Genomic DNA, 18,594 nt, shown 5'->3' with positions numbered 1-18,594 from the left:
CCGCTCCCTCCGCCAGACCGGTTCGAGAATTTTGTGAAAGTTTTCACAAGCGCACGATGGACCTTTGACCTGCTCAAAGTGCCAGGTCAGCCGGGATGGGAGACCCTTGGTGCTGGGGATCAGGGGACTTTCGGGCCCCAGCTCGGGACCAACGCGGCGCCAAATGATCGATCAAAAGGCGTGCAATGGATACAAGCAATGAGGCGACTCGGAAGGTGCGGGCGATGACTGCCACCCCTGCGGAAACCACGAAGAACGGCGAGGCCTGGAACGGCTTCAAGGGCGGTCTGTGGCGCGACGCCATCGACGTCCGCGACTTCATCCAGCAGAACTACACGCCGTACGAGGGTGACGACACCTTCCTCGCCGGCCCCACCGAGCGCACCACCGCCGTGTGGAAGGCGATCACGGACAAGTTCCCGGAGGAGCGCGAGAAGGGCGTCTACGACGTCGCGTACGACATCCCGTCGTCGATCACCGCGCACGCCCCCGGTTACATCGACCGCGACAAGGACCTGATCGTCGGCCTCCAGACGGACGCCCCGCTCAAGCGCGCGATCATGCCCTACGGCGGCTGGCGCATGGTCGCCGGCGCCCTGGAGACCTACGGCTACCCGGTCTCCGACGACCTGGAGAAGGTCTTCACGGAGTACCGCAAGACCCACAACGCCGGTGTCTTCGACGCGTACACCCCCGACATCCGCGCCGCCCGCAAGGCCGGCATCGTGACCGGCCTGCCGGACGCGTACGGCCGCGGCCGCATCATCGGCGACTACCGCCGCGTGTCGCTCTACGGTGTCGACCGCCTCATCGCCGTCAAGAAGGAGGAGAAGGAGGAGATCAACTCCCTCCCCGCGGGCAACCGCTCGCTGGAGGAGACGATCCGCCTGCGCGAGGAGCTCTCCGAGCAGATCCGCGCCCTCGCCGAGCTCAAGGCGATGGCCGCCTCCTACGGGTACGACATCTCCGGCCCGGCCACCACCGGCCGCGAGGCCATCCAGTGGCTGTACTTCGCGTACCTGGCCGCCGTGAAGGAGCAGAACGGCGCGGCCATGTCGCTCGGCCGCACCTCCACCTTCATCGACGTCTACCTCCAGCGCGACATCGAAGCCGGCATCCTCACCGAGGAGCAGGCCCAGGAGCTGGTCGACGACTTCATCATCAAGCTCCGCATCGTCCGCTTCCTGCGCACCCCGGAGTACGACGAGCTCTTCTCCGGCGACCCCACCTGGGTCACCGAGTCGATCGCCGGCATGGGTGAGGACGGCCGTCCGCTGGTCACCAAGACCTCGTTCCGCTACCTCCACACCCTCTACAACCTCGGCCCGGCCCCCGAGCCGAACATGACCGTCTTCTGGTCCCCCCAGCTCCCGCAGGGCTTCAAGGAGTTCTGCGCCCGGGTCTCGATCGACACCTCCTCGGTGCAGTACGAGTCCGACGAGCTGATGCGCCCGCGCTTCGGCGATGACACCGCGATCGCCTGCTGCGTCTCGGCGATGCCGGTCGGCAAGCAGATGCAGTACTTCGGCGCCCGCGTGAACGTCGCCAAGACCCTGCTCTACGCGATCAACGGTGGCCGCGACGAGAAGTCCGGCGCCCAGGTCGGCCCGTCCACCGGCGCCCTCACCTCCGAGGTGCTGGACTACGACGAGGTCATGGCGAAGTTCGACGAGCAGATGGAATGGCTCGCCGACACCTACGTCCACGCCCTCAACGTCATCCATTACATGCACGACAAGTACGCCTACGAGCGCATCGAGATGGCGCTCCACGACCGCGACGTGCGCCGCACCATGGCCTGCGGCATCGCCGGCCTCTCGGTCGCCGCCGACTCGCTGGCCGCCATCAAGTACGCCAAGGTCACCGCGGTGCGCGACGAGACGGGCCTCGTCACGGACTACACCATCGAGGGCGACTACCCGGCGTACGGCAACAACGACGACCGTGTCGACTCGATCGCCGTCTGGCTGGTCGAGGAGTTCATGAAGAAGATCCGCAAGCACCCGACGTACCGCGGAGCCGAGCACACCCAGTCGGTCCTGACCATCACCTCGAACGTGGTCTACGGCAAGAAGACCGGCAACACGCCGGACGGACGCCGCGCCGGCGAGCCGTTCTCCCCGGGCGCCAACCCGATGAACGGCCGCGACACCCACGGCTACGTCACCTCGGCGCTGTCGGTCGCGAAGCTCCCGTACGAGGACGCCGAGGACGGCATCTCGCTGACCAACACCGTCACCCCCGACGGCCTGGGCCGCACCCCCGAGGAGCGGATCAAGAACCTGGCGGGCGTCCTCGACGGCTACATGTCGGTCGACGGATTCCACATGAACGTGAACGTGCTCAACCGCGACACGCTCATGGACGCCATGGAGCACCCGGAGAACTACCCGCAGCTCACCATCCGCGTCAGCGGATACGCGGTGAACTTCGTCCGCCTCACGCGCGCTCAGCAGCTCGACGTGCTGAACCGCACCTTCCACGGCTCTCTCTGACCCCTACGAGAGCCCACGAGCACGCGCGGCCCGGGGCCGGCCCTCACCCGGCCCCGGGACCGCGCGTCACCAGATCAGTCCACGGAATCTGGAAGCTGGAGCACCTGCCATGACCGTCCTCTTCGGTACGAGCCTCCCCGTCGGCCACGCCAACGCGATCAGCGTGGGCCCCGGCCAGCTGAGCGCCGGCCAGACGCCCGCGGCCGCCGCGACCCAGCGGCCGAGCGAGGGAACGGTGCACTCCTGGGACCTGTCCACCGGGGTCGACGGCCCCGGCACCAGGTTCGTGACCTTCCTGTCCGGCTGCCCGCTGACCTGCCTGTACTGCCACAACCCCGACACCATGCGGATGCGCAACGGCAAGCGCACCTCGGCCGACGACGTCATCGCCGAGGCCCGCAAGTACACCAAGTTCATCTCCGCCTCCGGCGGCGGCGCCACCATCTCCGGCGGCGAACCGCTGCTCCAGCCCGTCTTCGCGGGCGAACTGCTGCACCGGATGAAGAACGACCTCGGCCTGCACACCGCACTGGACACCTCGGGCTTCCTCGGGGCCCGCGCCACCGACGCGCTGCTGCGCGACGTGGACCTGGTCCTGCTGGACATCAAGTCCTGGGACCGCGAGACGTACAAGAAGGTGACCGGCCGCCCGCTGGAGCCGACCCTGGACTTCGCCCGCCGCCTCGCCGACCTCGACAAGGAGGTGCACCTGCGGTTCGTGCTGGTGCCCGGCCTGACCGACGCCCGGGAGAACATCGAGGGCGTCGCCGCCTTCGCCGGCGGCCTCGACAACATCTCGCGGGTCGACGTCCTGCCCTTCCACAAGCTCGGCGAGAGCAAGTGGGAAGCGCTCGACATGAAGTTCACCCTCCACGACACGCCGTCCCCGACCGCCGCACAGGTCGCCGAGGCGAAGGCGATCTTCGCCGCGCAGGGACTGAACGCGGTCTGAGGTGCGGGGCCCGCGCGCGGGTCCACTCGGGTCCTCACTCGAACAGCCCATCCATAAGCTCCGCATAACGGGCTGAAACGGTACATACCACCTAGCGTGGTGCTGTGTCCGAGCCCTCAGATGTCATCGAAGCCGCGCCGCCCCCACCGGCGCCCGAGACCCCGCCGCCGGCCGGGCGGTCCGTCACCGCACGGGCCACCCTGGCCGGCACCGTCGTCTCGCTCCTGCTCATCGTGGCGATCGTGCTCGGCAGCCGGCTGCTGCGGGACTTCGACTCCGCCCTGCTGCCCTACGCCGTCGCCACCGTCTTCCTGGCCTTCGGCGTGGCCTACCGGTACACCGTGTGGGTCTCGGCCCCCGGCGCGCGGCGCCTCTTCAAAAAGGGCATCGGCAGCTTCTGGTCGGTGGAGAACTTCCGCAAGGCGCCCACCGCCCTGCCGAAGATGATCGCCACCTACCTCGGCTTCCAGAAGTTCCTCGGCGCCCGCTCGCGCCCCCGCTGGATCGCCCACCAGCTGATGTTCTGGGGCTGCCTCCTCGCCGCGGCGATCACCTTCCCGCTGACCTGGGGCTGGTTCACCTTCACCTCGGAGAGCGGCGCGGGCCCCGGCTACGACATGCGGGTCTGGGGCATCAAGGTCCTCGGTTTCGACGCGCTCAGCGTCCTGGGCTGGCTGATGTTCCACGGCCTGGACATCGCCGCCGTCCTCGTCATCCCCGGAGCCTCGTACTTCCTGTACCGGCGGATGAGGGACCGCGGCGCGATGACCGGCCAGCGCTTCGCCTACGACCTGCTGCCGCTCATCTGCCTGATCGTGATCTCCGTGACGGGTCTGCTGCTGACCTTCTCCTCGATCTTCCTGCACGGCGGCGGATACGAGTTCCTCGCGATCCTGCACATGGTGTCGGTGGTGTTCACCCTCATCTACATCCCGTTCGGGAAGTTCTTCCACATCGTCCAGCGCCCGGCCGCCGTCGGCATGCAGCTCTTCAAGTACACGGCCCGCCAGGACGAGCAGATCTTCCTCTGCAAGCGCTGCGCCGAGCCCATCGACACCGCGCCCTACGTGGAGAACCTGCGCGGCACGATGAAGGACCTGAAGCTCGACTTCGACGCCTGGGCCGAATACTGCCCGCGCTGCAAGCGGGTCCTGCGCGGCAACGCCTACCTGAGCCACGTCAAGAAGGGCTTCAAGTGACCGCGACCGACCCCATCAAGGCCGCGTCCCGGCCCGTACCCCTCTCCCTCGACCCCTCCATCGCACCGCCCGGCACCCGCAACTTCCGCGACGCCGGCGGCATCCCCGCGGACCAGTGGCACGCCGACCAGAACGGCGAAACCCTGGTTCCCACCCACTGCTGCTTCTGCGGGGTGCAGTGCGGGATGTACCTGCGCGTGGACAAGGGCGGCAAGGTCTTCGGCGTGGAGCCCCGCAACCACGACATCAACCGGATGCGGCTGTGCCCCAAGGGCATCAACGCCTACCAGCAGGTCAACCACCCCGACCGGCTGACCGCCCCGCTGATGCGGCACTCCCGGGACGAGGAGTTCCGGGAGTGCTCCTGGGACGAGGCCCTGGACTTCACCGTCTCCGAGATCCGGCGCATCCAGGAGGCCCACGGCAACGACGCCTTCGGGCTGCTCGGCGGGGCCAGCCTCTTCTCCGAGAAGACCTACCTCGTCGGCAAGTTCGCCCGGGTCGCGCTGAAGACCAAGCACGTGGACTACAACGGCCGCCTGTGCATGGTCAGCGCCGCCGGAGCCAACAAGCTCGCCTTCGGCATCGACCGGGCCGGCAACCCCTTCTCCGACATCCTCCTCAGCGACTGCCTGCTCATCGCCGGGTCGAACGTGGGGGAGTGCTTCCCCGTGATGACCCAGTACCTGTGGGGCGCCCGGGACCGCGGAGCCTCGCTCATCGTGATCGACCCGCGCGAGACGGCCATCGCCCGCACCGCCGACATCCACGTCGCGCTCAAGCCCGGCACCGACTCGGCCTTCTTCAACGCCGTGCTCAACGTGGTCATCGCCGAGGGCCTCACCGACGAGGCCTACATCGCCGCGCACACCACCGGCTGGGAAGAGGTCAAGAAGACCGTCGCCGCGTACCCGCCGTCGCGCTCCGCGGAGATCTGCGGGGTGCCGGCCTCGCAGATCGTCCAGGTGGCACGCGTCTTCGCCGGCGCGGACAAGGCCATGGCCTGGCACGCCCGCGGAATCGAGCACCACTCCCAGGGCGTCGAGAACTGCCTGTCCGTGATCAACCTGTGTGTGGCCACCGGCCACATCGGCAAGCCCGGCGCCGGCTACGGCACCATCACCGGGCAGGGCAACGGTCAGGGCGGCCGCGAGCACGGCCAGAAGTCCGACCTGCTGCCCGGCGGCCGTTCCATCACCAACCCGGAGCACCGCAAGCAGATCTGCCGGATCTGGGGCATCGAGGAGTCCGAGCTCCCCACCGCCGGCACCTCCATGATGGAGATGGTCTGGCAGATGCAGCGCAAGGAGATCCGCGGCCTCATCGGCATCTGCAACAACCCCTTCGTCTCCCTCCCCAACTACGCGGTGGTCAAGGACGGCTACGACACCGCCGAGTTCCACGCCCAGTTCGACTTCTTCCTCTCCGAGACCGCGGCCAACGCCCACGTGGTCTTCCCTGTCACCACCTGGGCCGAGGACGAGGGCGTGATGGCCAACGCCGAGGCCCGCGTGGTCAAGCACAACAAGGCCCAGGAGCCCCCCGCCGGGGTGCGCACCGACACCTGGGTCATCTGCGAGCTCGCCAGGCGGCTCGGCGCCGGGAAGCACTTCGACTTCCCCGGCTCCCGCGAAGTGTTCGAGGAGCTGCGTGTCGCCTCCGCCGGCACGGTCAACGACTACTACGGCATCACCTACGAACGCCTCGACGAGACCGGCGGGATCGCCTGGCCCTGCCCCTCCACCGAGCACCCCGGTACCCCCCGGCTGTTCGAGGACGGCCGGACCTACCACCCCGACGGCAAGATCCACATGCAGGTCGTGGAATGGCATCCGCCCATGGACGCCTACACCGAGGAGTACCCCCTCTCCCTCACCACCGGCCGCACCGTCGCGCACTTCCTCTCCGGCAACCAGACCCGCCGCCTCGGCGCCCTCGTCGAGCAGACCCCCCGCCCCTGGGTGGAGGTCCACCCCTCGCACGGCTTCCGCAACGGCGATCCGGTACGGGTGGTCACCCGGCGCGGCAGCGAGGTGTTCCCGGCCCTGGTCACCGAGGCGATCCGCCCCGACACCGTCTTCATCCCGTACCACTGGCCCGTCCCGACCTCCGCGAACGCCCTGACCATCGACGCCCTCGACCCCCGCTCGAAGATCCCCGAGTACAAGGTCTGCGCCGCCCGGATCGAGGCCGCCGAACGCGTCGACGAGGTACCCGCCCCGCCCACCGCGCCGGGACGTGAGGCCTATCCGGAGACCCAGGTGTCCCGCACCGACCCCCTGCCGCCCACGTCCCCCCAGGGCCGTGGCACGGCGGAGAGGAGCTGACCCGCCATGATGGGCCGCACGATCTTCATCGACCCGGGTCGCTGCATCGGCTGCCAGGCGTGCGTCTCGGCCTGCCGCGAGTGCGATTCGCACCGCGGGAAGTCGATGATCCACCTGGACTACACCGAACCGGGCATGTCCGTCGCCTCCCTCCCGAGCGTCTGCATGCACTGCGAGGACCCGGTCGCCCCCTGCGCCGAGGTCTGTCCCGCCGACGCGATCCTGGTGACCGCCGACGGCGTGGTCCAGCAGGCCGACACCACCCGCTGCATCGGCTGCTCCAACTGCGTCAACGCCTGCCCCTTCGGCATCCCGAAGATCGACCTCCAGGCGAAGCTGCAGATGAAGTGCAACCTCTGCTACGACCGCACCGCCTACGGCCTCGCCCCCATGTGCGCGACGGTCTGCCCGACCGGGGCCCTCTTCTACGGAACCCTCGAAGAGCTCCAGGCGGAGCGCCCCGGCGTCCAGGTGGCCGACTCCTTCGTCTTCGGCGACGTCGTCGTCCAGACCGGCGTGGCCATGGTCGTCCCCGCCGACAAGGTCCAGTGGCCCGTCCCCGGCGGCCTGCCCGTCGTCGAGATCAACGGAAGGGACGTCCGATGAGCGTCACCGAGCAGCCACCTCCGCACCCAGGTCCGGCCTCCGACGGCGGGGCGGCCGCCGACGCCGCGATCGAGCAGCTGCGCGACCGGATCAGCGCCGACTCCCTCACCACCCGCCGGGACTACCTGCGGATCGTCGCCACCGTTTCCGGAGGCCTGGCCATCGGCGGTGTCGGCGTCGCCGCGGGCATCCTGCACCGGCACGGGGACAACGAGGGCCTGCCCGATCCGAAGAAGGTCGCCGACCGGCTGGCTCCCGGCCAGTCCGTCGCCTTCCGGTTCCCCGGCGAGGACGACCGGGCCCTGGCCGTGCGCCTGGGCGACGGCTCCCTCGTGGGCTACTCCGCCGTCTGCACCCACCTGGCCTGCGGCGTGCTGTGGCGCAAGGACCGGGGCCCCGACGGGGAGCTGTACTGCCCCTGTCACGAGGGTGTCTTCGACGCCCGCACCGGCGAGGTGACGGCCGGTCCGCCGCCGCGCCCGCTGCCGAGGATCTACCTGACCGAGCAGGCCGACGGCAGCGTCTGGGCCGTCGCCACCGCCCGGTCGGGGGAGCCGGCCAAGGACGCGCTCTGCCGGCAGTTCGGCGACTCCCACCCGGTGGAGTCGGCCCGTCTGGGCTGCCCCGGCGCCGCACAGGCGGGCACCACGCAGAGGAGGGCCACATGAGCGAGCCACCGCTGCCGCCCCGCGCGGAGTACCACCCGGGCAGTGCCGAGCCACGGCTCAACCGCCCGGTGCGCGAGCGGTACCCGCAGATCCGCTCCACCAGCGGATACGGGGACCCCCGGATCCGGCACACGGGCCCGGGCCCGGGAGCCGGCACCGAGCAGGAACCCGAGCGCTCCTCCCGGCTCAACGCGCGCCTCCTCCTGGCCCTCACGGTCGTGATCGGCCAGCTCTGGGCGCTCACCGTGACCGTCAACGAGTGGATGAAGGGAAACACCGGTACGGCCTGGTGGGGGGCGGGATTCCTGATCCTGTCCTTCCTCGTCGTGATCGGACTGTGGCTCCTCGACCCGAAGGACCGATGACCATGTCGATTCCCACGCCGACTCCGTCGGCATCCCGCAGCCACCGCGCGGAAAGCTACAAGCCCGGGGCCACCATCGCCGACTGGCGGCCGGAGGACGACGGTTTCTGGAACTCCAAGGGGCACCGGGTCGCCCAGCGCAACCTCTGGGTCTCGATCCCGGCGCTCATGCTCGGCTTCGTGGTCTGGCAGGTCTGGTCGGTGACCGTGGTCAGGCTGAACGACGTCGGATTCGGGTTCTCGAAGTCGCAGCTGTTCTGGCTGACCGCCATCCCCGGCATCACCGGCGGCACCTTCCGGATCCTCTACACCTTCATCGGGCCGATGTTCGGCGAGCGGAAGTTCACCGCCTTCAGCACGATCATCCTGGTCGCGCCGATGCTGTGGCTGGGCTTCGCGCTCCAGGACACCGGTACGCCGTACTGGGAGCTGGCCCTGATCGCGGCCGTGTGCGGCATCGGCGGCGCGAACTTCGCCTCCTCGATGGCGAACATCGGCTTCTTCTTCCCCAAGCGGGAGAAGGGCAGCGCCAACGGCCTCAACGGCGGCCTCGGCAACCTCGGCGTGAGCGTGGTCCAGCTGGTCGCCCCGCTGGTGGTCACGGCGGCCGTCCTGGGCGCCCCGGCGGGCGGACCCCAGCACGACGCGAAGAAGAACACCGACATCTGGCTGCAGAACGGCGCCTTCCTCTGGGTGCCGCTGCTGGTCATCATGGCGCTGGCCGCCTGGTTCCTGATGAACGACCTCAAGGTGGCCGCGGCCCCCTTCAGCCAGCAGAAGATCATCTTCAAGCGCAAGCACAACTGGCTGATGACCTGGCTCTACGTCGGCACCTTCGGCTCCTTCATCGGCTTCGCGGCCGCGCTGCCGCTGCTGATCAAGAACAACTTCGAGGGGCAGGGCTACCAGGCCACCACCTACGCCTGGATCGGCCCGTTCATCGGGGCCCTCACGCGCTGGGGCGGCGGCTGGCTCTCGGACAAGATCGGCGGAGCCAGGGTCACCATCCTGTCCTTCATCGGCATGGCGGCGGCCCTCGTCGTGGTGATCTTCGCGCTCCCGTCCGGAGGCCAGGAGGGCAACTTCTGGCCCTTCTACATCGGCTTCCTGGTGGCCTTCGCCTTCTCCGGCCTGGGCAACGGCTCGACCTTCCGGCAGATCCCGGTGATCTTCCGGGACAGCCACATGAAGGCGGCCGAGGGCAAGGGGCCCGAGGCGCAGGCCGCGGCGCTGAAGCAATCGGAGATGGAGTCGGGCGCCGTCACCGGCTTCTCCTCGGCCATCGCGGCCTACGGCTTCTTCTTCATCCCCGCGATGTTCGCGGCCATGGCCGTCACCAACGCACTGTGGATCTTCATCGGCTTCTACGCCACGTGCCTGGTGGTCTGCTACTGGTTCTACGCCCGCAAGGGCGCCGAGGCCCCCAGCTGAGCGGGGCCGGCGGCGGGGGCGGCCGTACCCTGGAGGCATGAGCGACGCCCCCGCCACCGACCCGCACACCCCGAAGCCCGCCCCGCAAACCGTCCCGAAGCCCGAACCGAAGTCCCGGCCGAAGCCGCGCCTGGACTTCGGAGACCCGCTGGACCAGCAGTCTTCGGACGACACCGACCGGGGCTGGGGCGAGCGGCCGCCCGCCGGCGGAAGTGCGGCCGACCTGGCCCGCTTCCTCGACGAGAAGCCGCCGCACCACGTCTGACCGCAGGGCCCGCCTAGAGCCGGGGGCCCGGGGAGTCCGACTGGACCTGCCCGCCGCCCGCGCCGCGCTGGGCGACCAGGGTGTCGCGGATCTCCTTGAGGACCTCCAGCTCGGTGATCTCCATGGTCTCCTGGACGCCTTCCTTCGCCTTGCGGCGCGCCTCCTGCCGGGCGAGGTACTTCGACATCGGCAGCACCATGAGGAAGTACACGACCGCGGCGGTGATCAGGAAGGTCAGCGCGGCGTTGAGCACCGAGCCCCAGAGGAGCTCCACGCCCGTCGGCTTGCCGTCGGCGCCGACTCCGCAGGGGTCCTTGATGCAGCTCTTGTAGGCGTCCAGACTCTGCGTGCCGACGAGGCCGATCACCGGGCTGATCAAGCCCTTCACGACCGAGTTCACGATGTTCGTGAACGCGGCGCCGATGACCACGGCCACCGCCAGGTCGACCACGTTGCCGCGCATCAGGAAGGCCTTGAAGCCTGCCAGCACGCTCACCTTCTTCTTCTCGCTCACCACTGAGCCCTTCTTCGTATCTGCCGAACATGGAGCCAACGGTTCCGAAAGCTACGGCAGTTTGGTCCGGGGGTGTCCAATCGACCCACACCCCACGGTGACTTGACTGCACGTTCGTGCGATTCAACACAAGGTCACCGCCAGTCGGGACACGGTCCCCGCCCCCACGAGGGCCCGCGCGGTGTCCCGGGGAACGGACAGCACCACCAGCGCCCCGCCGTCCCCGACGCCCTGCTCCGGAGCGGGCACTTCGGTGACCCGGGCCCCCGCCGCCACCACCCGGGGCGGCCCGCCGCGCTCCGCCGCGACCACGTCCACCCGGTCCCCGGGCCGCAGCAGCCGCACCGTCGCCGCGTCCGCGATGCGCACCGGCGCCGACACCAGCCGCACCGCCGCCGGAGGGGGCTGCGCCGAGGGCGGCGCGGAGCCCCGCGAGGCCCGTGCCTCGGTGCCGCCCACCGCCAGCACGGCCGCCACGACGGCCAGCCCGGCCGCGGCCCCGCGCCGCCGGCGCCGTACCGCCCGGCGCAGCCGGTCCCCGGCCCGCCCCACGCGGAGCGGGGCGAAGAGGGGAACGGAGCGCGCGGGGGGACACGTACCGGACGAGGGGGAACGGGGGACGGGGGAGGGGCGCACCGGGGTGTGGACGTGGGGTGCGGAGCGGGAAGGGACGCGGGAGTTCGCGGTCATGGAAGGCCACCACCTGACGGAGTGAACCCGGAGTCCGGGGAGCGGAGTCCGGTGCCCGGACCCAGCGCCCGGACACCCCACACGATCCGCCGCCCCGCCGGATCCCGCTCGCCCCTGTGGACCGTCCCCAGCTTGTGGAAATCCCCGTCACCCGCAGGAGCTACCGCCCCGCCGCACCCCTCGGCCCCGCCGCGACCCTCCGCAGCGCCGCCACCGGATCTGTGGCCCGCGTCACCGACCGCCCCACCACGACGTGCGAGGCTCCGGCCGCGAAGGCGGCCCACGGGGTGTCGGAGCGGGCGTGATCGGAGCGGGCGTGCCCGCCCGCCTCCCCGCCCGTCTCCCCGCCCGGCAGGGTCACGCCCGGCGTGACGATCAGCCGGTCGGGCCCCAGCAGCCTCCGCAGCGGGCCGGCCTCCCGGGGTGACCCGACGACCCCGTCACATCCGGCCTCCGCCGCCAGCCGGGCCAGCCGCAGCACCTGTTCGTCAGTGCTCACGCCGCTGCCGCTGCCGCTGCCGCCGCGACCGCTGCCGATGCCGATGTCCGTGAGGTCGCTCCCCGTCATGCTGGTGACCACCGTCAGCGCGAGCACCCGTAGCCCGGGGAACTCCCGCGCGGCGTCCACGGCGGCGGTCATGATGCCCGTACCGCCCATGGAGTGCACGGTGACCATGGACGCGCCGAGGGCGCCCGCGGCGCGGACGGCGCCGGCCACGGAGTTCGGGATCTCGAAGAGCTTCAGGTCGAGGAAGACCTCGTGGCCCCGGTCGACGAGCCCGCGCACCAGGTCCGGTCCGGCGGCGGTCAGCAGCTCCAGCCCGACCTTGTAGAACCCGCAGGCGCCCCCGAGGCGTGCCACGAGGGCCTCGGCGGCGGACCGGTCGGCGAAGTCGAGGGCGACGATGACCTGGTGGTCGGCGCTGGTGTTCACCCCGTCAGTGTGCTCGGCGGCGCTCGGAGGGAATCCGGCGGGCCTTCCGCCGGGTTCCGGCGGACCCGGGCGCGTCCCGGGTGAGCCCGAATGAGGCACGGCACGGCACGGCAACGGGTGGCGGGTCGAGGTTCCGGCCCGCCACCCTCCGGTCCTTGCGGCCGGTTGTGTGCCCTCGGGTGAGGGCCGGTGCTACCAGGTGAAGTTGGAAGCCTGCGCGCTGGTTGCGGTGCAGTAGATGCTCGGAACGCCCGGCGGGGTGATCGAGACGGTGAAGTTGCCCGCGCCGGGAGCCCCGGCCAGCGGCGCGACATTGGTCGTGTTGCCGGCGACCAGGGTGCCCGTGGTGAGCGGGAGCGGGCCGACGGTGACCGAACCGCCCGCGACCATGGGCGGGTTGACGGTGCCGGAGAACTGGGTGGTTCCGGCGACGCCGTTCTTCGTGACCTTGACGACGGTCGCGATGGTGTTGGCACCGATCGGGGCCGTGCCCGCGGGCACCTTGATGGCGGTCGACGCGAGCTTGATCTTCTTGACGCCGCCCGAGTCGGTGGCGGTGAGGGTCACGCTGCCGCTTCCCCAGGTGGCGCAGTTGAACGTGGCGGTCGTAGTGGCCGGGGCGACGGCGTAGGCGCTGGTCGACAGTGCGACCGAGGCCGCTAAGGCGGCCGCGCCGACCGTTGCGATGGCGGCGATCTTGAGGCGGGACATGGTGGTGCTCCCTTCGGGGACCTGGCGGACATGAGGGTGTCGCAGGAACGCGGGCACGCCGGAGCGGAAGCGTGCCGCTTGGTGACGGGAATTCCCGGGAGGACGGCGGCCGAGGCTCGGAGGCGCCCGGTTCGACGACGCCCCGTTCTGGCTGGATCCGGTATCCCGAATTGCAGTGAAGCCGTGCTTTCGGGTGGCAGTCAAGCGGTTTCGTCAAATTCTTTTTGATTACGGAGGTGAGTCGGCGGTGTAAAGTCCGCGTGACTCACCACGCCGCGGTTGACTTTACGGGTGGCTCCGTAAATTTCATCTGACGTACCGTCAACTTGCCTATTCCCTTCTCTGCCGCGCTGCGCGACGCTGTCGCTCCGAGTGGCCCGGGCGCACGCCGACCAACCGGACCGTATGCATTGTGATCAGGTCGGACGGCCGTCCGGGCGGGCTGTATCAAAAGGGGAGTGGGCGTTACAGAGTCATGCTTCCGCCCGCGGGCATTCCCTCGTCCATTTCGACACACCGTAGGCATTCCGTGTGATGGATGCGGAAAGTGACCGAAAGGGAAACCGTTCGCAGCCGGCCGCTCGGACCGCCGGCCGGCTCATCCACGAGCAGGCCGGAACTCCTACTCGGGAATGAGGAGATCAGGTGTTCTTCCAGCGAAGTCCGGTGGCCCGTAGATCGGCGCTGTTGGCCGGCGGTGTGACCACCGCCCTGGCCCTGGCGGGCGCGGTCCTGGCGCCCACGGCACAGGCGGGAACGATTCACCCCACCGTGCACTGCGTCCTGCCCGCCGGCCAGGGCGAACCCTCCGGCCCTCAGGACATCACCGTCGATCTCACCCCGGCCACGGTGCAGCCGGGCGGCAAGGTGCACGCCAAGGTCACCCTCGGCCCCGGCCCTGCGACCAGCCCGTTCAAACTCGACGACGTGCCGTCCACCCCCTCGATCGACCTCGTGATGTCCGGCGGGGCCACGGGCAAGGTGACCGTGCAGGGGCCGACGGTCCCGGTGGACGTCCCGGCGGCGCCCGCCCCGATCGTGATCCCGCCCTACGAGGGCGACTTCTTCGTCCCGGCGAACGCCTCCGGGCCGATCCAGTTCACCCCCGTCAAGATGAACACGGCCACCGTGGTCTTCGGCGGCAACTACAACACCCCCTGCGAGGTCGTCAGCGGCGGTGGCGTGGTCGCCACGGTCACCGCACAGGGCGGCGGCGGCGCAGAGGCGACCGTGTCGGTGCCGGCCGGTCCGGTGAAGCCGAGCACGTCCGTGACCCTGTCGGGTGCCGGCTGGACCCCCGGCGCCACCGCGACCCCGACCCTGTGCGATGCGGGCGGAGGCGGCTGCGACGCGACGAAGCTGGTCGGCGGTTCGCTGAGCATCGACGCCGCGGGCGCACTCGGCGGCAGCATCACCCTCGCCGACTCCTGGACGGTCCCCGACGGTTCGTACTCCGTCCAGGTGAGCGACGGCACGAAGCAGGCCAAGGCTCCGCTCCAGGTGAAGGCGTACGTCCCGGCGGGCCCGTACGAGCTGAGGGCCTACCCGGACCGGGCCGCGGTGGGCACGGTCATCACGGTGTCCGGGAAGAACTACCACCAGGACCAGCAGCTCAACGTGGTCGCACTGGACGCCGACGGCAACACGCTCGACGACACCGCCGTCTATCCGAACACGACCACCGACGGCACGTTCAGCACCGAGTTCACCATCAGCGACCCGGCGATCGCCTTCATCCACACCGACGAGGGAGGCGTGGAAGGGACCGACACCAAGATCCCCTTCACCGTCACCACCGGCGGAGAACCGGGCGAAGGCGGCACCGGCACGCAGAAGTTCACCTTCTCCGTCACGCCCGGCCCGCTCTCGATGAGCCAGGCCGGCGGGGAAGTGAACTTCGGAACCGTCCAGCTGGACGGTTCGAGCCACGAGGTCCCGGGCGCCCTCAACCCGATCCAGGTATCGGACGCGAGGGGCGGCACCGCCGGCTGGTCGCTGACCGGCACGCTCGGCGACTTCACCGCCGCCGGCGGCGGTACGGCCGTGATCCCGGCCGGCGCCGTGAGCTGGACCCCGTCCTGCTCGGCGCACGCCGACGCGATCGGCACCCCGACCGCGGGAGCGCCCGCGGCGCTCGGCGCCACCCCGGCCGGCCTCTGCCAGGTCCAGGCGGGCGGCAGCGTGGTCGGCGGCGTCTACGACGCCTCTGCCGGGCTGAAGCTCCACGTACCGGCGGTGGTCCCCGGCGGGAACTACGCGGCGACGCTCACGCTCTCGCTGTCCTGAGCCCGCACCGGGACCCGGCGCACGCACGACCGTGTCCCGGCGCGGACCGCACCACGCACCACGCACCAAGCACCACGCACTCACACACCACGCACCACACACCACGCACCACCGGGCCGGGCTTCCGCGCACCCGCGCGGGATCCCGGCCCGCACCCCCACCACCCCACGCCCCCACCGACAAAGGGAGACCGGATGCTCTCGCACCGAAGACTGCCGCGGCGAACGCCGATGGTCACGGGCGGTATCGCCCTGATCCTGGCCGCGGGCGGTCTGGCCCTCGCCCCCGTGGCCCAGGCCGGCACCGTCAGCCCCACCGTGCACTGCTCGCTCCCCGCCGGACAGGGCGAGGCCACCGGTCCGCAGAGCATGACCGTGGACCTGAGCACCACGAGCGTCCCGCCGGGCGGCAAGGTCCACGCCAGGATCACCCTCGGCGTCAGCCCGGCGAAGAGCACCACCAACCTCAGCAACATCCCGACCACCCCGGCGATCGAACTCGCGCTGTCCGGCGGGGCCACGGGTACGGTCACCATCCAGGGGCCGACGGTCAACCTCGACTACACCAGCGGCCAGTCCGTCGTCCTCCCGCCCTTCGAAGGGGACTTCTTCCTCCCGGCCAACGCCTCCGGAGCGGTCAACCTGGCCCCCGTGCGGACCCGCACCACCACCGTGGTCTTCGGCGGCACCTACCAGACCCCCTGCGACGTGACCGCCGGCGGCGGGACCGTGGCGACGGTGACGGCGCAGGGCGGCGGGAGCACGGAGGCGACGGTCTCGGCCCCGGCCGGTCCGGTGAAGCCCAGTACCTCCGTGACGCTGTCGGGCGGCGGCTGGACCCCGGGCGCCACCGCGACCCCGACGCTGTGTGACGCGGCGGGCGGCAACTGCGACGCGGCCATGATCGCGTCGAGCACCCTGGCCATCGACGCCTCGGGCGGGCTGAGCGGCAGCATCGGCCTCGCGAGTTCCTGGACGCTCCCCGATGGCTCGTACTCCGTCCAGGTGAGCGACGGTACGAAGCAGGCCAAGGCTCCGCTCCAGGTGAAGGCGTACGTCCCGGCGGGCCCGTACGAGCTGACCGCGAGCCCCGATCACGGTCCGGTCGGCTCCGTGATCACGGTGTCGGGGAAGAACTACCACCAGGACCAGCAGCTCAACGTGGTCGCACTGGACGCCGACGGGAACACGCTCGACGACACCGCCGTCTATCCGAGCACCACCACCGACGGCACGTTCAGCACCGAGTTCACCATCAGTGACCCGGCCATCGCCTTCATCCACACCGACGAAGGCGCCGTGGCCGGCACCGAGACCAACGTCCCCTTCACCGTCACCACCAACGCCGTCACCCTCGCCACCGGCGCGGCCACGGTGAAACCGGGCGCCACGCTCTCCCTCTCCGGCACCGGCTGGCCCGCCGGCGCCGCCACCTCGGCAGCCCTGTGCGCGGCGGACGGCACCGGCTGCGACCCGGCGAAGATCGCGAAGGTGAACCTGGGCGTCAGCGCCTCGGGGGCGCTCTCCGGTACGGTCACGCTCGCCTCCTCGGTGGGCGAAGGGGCCTACCAGGTACAGGTCGCCTCAGGCGGGCTGCACGTCACGGCCCCGCTCACGGTGGCCAAGACGTTCATCACGCTCTCCCCGTCCACAGGTCCGACCGGTACGAAGGTCACCGTCGTGGGTCAGGGGTTCGCCCCGGTCAGCACCGTCCAGATCGACGGCCTGAAGGCGGACGGCAACAAGACCGGTGACAGCTACAAGACCAAGGTGGTCGGCCTGGACGGCAGCTTCTCCCAGACCTTCACGGTCAACGACCCCGCCACCGTCGCCCTCCAGGCGCACGAGTGGCTCGTGAACGGGAAGAAGGCACTGGCCCGGTTCACCGTCGGCGGCACCCCGCCGCCGCCCGCGCCCTCGTACGCCCTGTCTCCCGACAGCGGTCCCGTGGGCACGGTCGTGCAGGTCACCGGGCGCAGCTTCGCCCCGGTGGCGACGGTGGTGGTGAGCGGCCGCAAGGCGGACGGTTCGAAGACCTCCGACGCCTGTGTCACCCGCATCATCGGCCTGGACGGCACGTTCGCGCTGAACTTCACCGTCCGGGACCCGGCCACCACCTCGATCATGGCCTCCGAGGTCCTGGTCAACGGCAAGGTGATCAAGACCCGCTTCACCGTGCGCTAGAGCCGGGCCGAACCTGAAAGCCCAGCCCAGACCCGCTCCGCCCCGCCCCGCCCCACGCTCTCGTGGGGCGGGGCGGTCCGCGTTCCCGGTGGAGCGGACACGTTCCCGGCTACGGCAGCTCGATGCCCAGGTCCCAGCCGTCGTGGGCGTGGGTGCACAGGCAGGCGCGGGATTCCGTCGGGGGCAGGGCGGCCACCGCGTCGAAGAGGACCTCGCGCAGCCGGCCGACGTTCTCGCCGAAGACCTTGAGGACCTCAGTGTGGGAGACCCCCTCGCCCGTCTCCGCGCCCGCGTCCAGGTCCGTGACCAGCGCCATCGAGGTGTAGCAGAGCCCCAGCTCGCGCGCGAGGACCGCCTCGGGGTGGCCCGTCATGCCGACCACCGACCAGCCGGCCGCCGCGTGCCACTGCGATTCGGCGCGCGTGGAGAAGCGCGGCCCTTCGATGACGACCATGGTGCCGCCGTCCACCGGCTCCCAGTCCCGCCCGCGCGCCGCCGCCAGCGCCACCGAGCGGCCCACCGGGCAGTACGGGTCGGCGAAGGTGGTGTGCACGACGTTGGGGACCGAGCCGTCCGGGAGCGGCTCCCCGTCGAAGAAGGTCTGGGCGCGGGACTTCGTACGGTCGACCAGCTGGTCGGGAACGAGCAGGGTGCCCGGGCCGTACTCGGTGCGCAGGCCGCCCACCGCGCAGGGGCCGAGCACCTGGCGGACGCCCACGGAGCGCAGGGCCCACAGGTTGGCCCGGTAGTTGATCTTGTTCGGGGGCACGGTGTGGCCGCGGCCGTGCCGGGGCAGGAAGGCCACGGTCCGGCCGGCCAGCTCGCCGAGGTAGAGGGAGTCGCTGGGGGGTCCGTAAGGCGTCTCCACCTGGATCTCGGTCACGTCCTCCAGGAAGGAGTAGAAGCCCGATCCGCCGATGACGCCGATCTCTGCATTAGCCATGCGGCCACCCTAACGGGGCATGCCGA

General features: G+C 70.5%; 16 protein-coding genes. 11 read left to right on the top strand and 5 right to left on the bottom strand.

Annotated features, from left to right (window positions below; all coding sequences use genetic code 11):
• Positions 1-224 precede the first annotated feature (224 nt).
• From pflB to ACIA8F_RS14475, 9 genes are all read left to right on the top strand, one after another.
• Complete coding sequence (gene pflB / locus ACIA8F_RS14515) at positions 225-2,495, top strand: formate C-acetyltransferase (RefSeq protein ID WP_399378705.1); 2,271 nt, start codon at positions 225-227, stop codon at positions 2,493-2,495.
• A gap of 109 nt (positions 2,496-2,604) precedes the next feature.
• Entirely contained in the window at positions 2,605-3,447 is an 843-nt protein-coding gene (gene pflA, locus ACIA8F_RS14510; protein ID WP_399378703.1) for a pyruvate formate-lyase-activating protein, read from the top strand.
• A 104-nt stretch (positions 3,448-3,551) separates the two neighbouring features.
• The gene (locus ACIA8F_RS14505; RefSeq protein WP_399378701.1) at positions 3,552-4,646 is read left to right on the top strand and encodes an MFS transporter; all 1,095 of its coding nucleotides are present in this window, start codon (positions 3,552-3,554) and stop codon (positions 4,644-4,646) included.
• The gene (locus tag ACIA8F_RS14500) at positions 4,643-6,973 is read left to right on the top strand and encodes a molybdopterin oxidoreductase family protein (RefSeq protein WP_399378700.1); all 2,331 of its coding nucleotides are present in this window, start codon (positions 4,643-4,645) and stop codon (positions 6,971-6,973) included. Before ACIA8F_RS14505 ends, ACIA8F_RS14500 begins: the two co-directional genes overlap by 4 nt.
• A 6-nt stretch (positions 6,974-6,979) precedes the next feature.
• The gene (locus ACIA8F_RS14495; RefSeq protein ID WP_243335392.1) at positions 6,980-7,579 is read left to right on the top strand and encodes a 4Fe-4S dicluster domain-containing protein; all 600 of its coding nucleotides are present in this window, start codon (positions 6,980-6,982) and stop codon (positions 7,577-7,579) included.
• Entirely contained in the window at positions 7,576-8,247 is a 672-nt protein-coding gene (locus ACIA8F_RS14490) for a ubiquinol-cytochrome c reductase iron-sulfur subunit (protein WP_399378698.1), read from the top strand. The genes ACIA8F_RS14495 and ACIA8F_RS14490 overlap by 4 nt, the downstream gene beginning before the upstream one ends.
• On the top strand, positions 8,244-8,612 hold the full coding sequence (locus ACIA8F_RS14485; RefSeq protein ID WP_399378696.1) for a hypothetical protein: 369 nt from the start codon (positions 8,244-8,246) through the stop codon (positions 8,610-8,612). Before ACIA8F_RS14490 ends, ACIA8F_RS14485 begins: the two co-directional genes overlap by 4 nt.
• Positions 8,613-8,614: 2 nt before the next feature.
• Positions 8,615-10,042, top strand: coding sequence for a NarK family nitrate/nitrite MFS transporter (locus ACIA8F_RS14480; RefSeq protein ID WP_399378695.1), 1,428 nt, complete (start codon positions 8,615-8,617; stop codon positions 10,040-10,042).
• Between the two features lie 37 nt (positions 10,043-10,079).
• Complete coding sequence (locus tag ACIA8F_RS14475) at positions 10,080-10,307, top strand: hypothetical protein (RefSeq protein ID WP_399378693.1); 228 nt, start codon at positions 10,080-10,082, stop codon at positions 10,305-10,307.
• Positions 10,308-10,320: 13 nt separating this feature from the next.
• Here ACIA8F_RS14475 and mscL read toward each other — a convergent pair whose 3' ends face one another.
• The 4 genes from mscL to ACIA8F_RS14455 form a co-directional block, all read right to left on the bottom strand.
• Positions 10,321-10,824 (bottom strand): large conductance mechanosensitive channel protein MscL, encoded by a 504-nt coding sequence (gene mscL / locus ACIA8F_RS14470; RefSeq protein WP_399378691.1) that lies wholly within the window; start codon positions 10,822-10,824, stop codon positions 10,321-10,323.
• Positions 10,825-10,944: 120 nt separating this feature from the next.
• On the bottom strand, positions 10,945-11,511 hold the full coding sequence (locus tag ACIA8F_RS14465) for a hypothetical protein (RefSeq protein ID WP_399378690.1): 567 nt from the start codon (positions 11,509-11,511) through the stop codon (positions 10,945-10,947).
• Between the two features lie 160 nt (positions 11,512-11,671).
• Positions 11,672-12,445 carry an orotidine-5'-phosphate decarboxylase gene (pyrF, locus tag ACIA8F_RS14460; protein WP_399378688.1) on the bottom strand — a complete coding sequence of 258 codons (774 nt, stop codon included), beginning with the start codon at positions 12,443-12,445 and terminating at the stop codon, positions 11,672-11,674.
• Between the two features lie 192 nt (positions 12,446-12,637).
• Positions 12,638-13,156 carry a hypothetical protein gene (locus ACIA8F_RS14455; RefSeq protein ID WP_399378686.1) on the bottom strand — a complete coding sequence of 173 codons (519 nt, stop codon included), beginning with the start codon at positions 13,154-13,156 and terminating at the stop codon, positions 12,638-12,640.
• 645 nt (positions 13,157-13,801) lie between these two features.
• Between ACIA8F_RS14455 and ACIA8F_RS14450 the strand changes: the two genes are divergently transcribed.
• Positions 13,802-15,442, top strand: coding sequence for a hypothetical protein (locus tag ACIA8F_RS14450; protein ID WP_399378684.1), 1,641 nt, complete (start codon positions 13,802-13,804; stop codon positions 15,440-15,442).
• A 194-nt stretch (positions 15,443-15,636) separates the two neighbouring features.
• Positions 15,637-17,625, top strand: a complete 1,989-nt coding sequence (locus ACIA8F_RS14445) for a hypothetical protein (protein WP_399378682.1) — start codon at positions 15,637-15,639, stop codon at positions 17,623-17,625.
• Between the two features lie 109 nt (positions 17,626-17,734).
• Here the strand turns inward: ACIA8F_RS14445 and ACIA8F_RS14440 are convergent, their stop codons facing one another.
• The gene (locus ACIA8F_RS14440; protein WP_399378681.1) at positions 17,735-18,568 is read right to left on the bottom strand and encodes an S-methyl-5'-thioadenosine phosphorylase; all 834 of its coding nucleotides are present in this window, start codon (positions 18,566-18,568) and stop codon (positions 17,735-17,737) included.
• Positions 18,569-18,594: the final 26 nt, after the last annotated feature.

This window comes from Streptomyces sp. NPDC051563, from assembly GCF_044454225.1.
Classification (GTDB): domain Bacteria; phylum Actinomycetota; class Actinomycetes; order Streptomycetales; family Streptomycetaceae; genus Streptomyces.
This window is presented reverse-complemented; position numbering and strand designations above follow the sequence as displayed.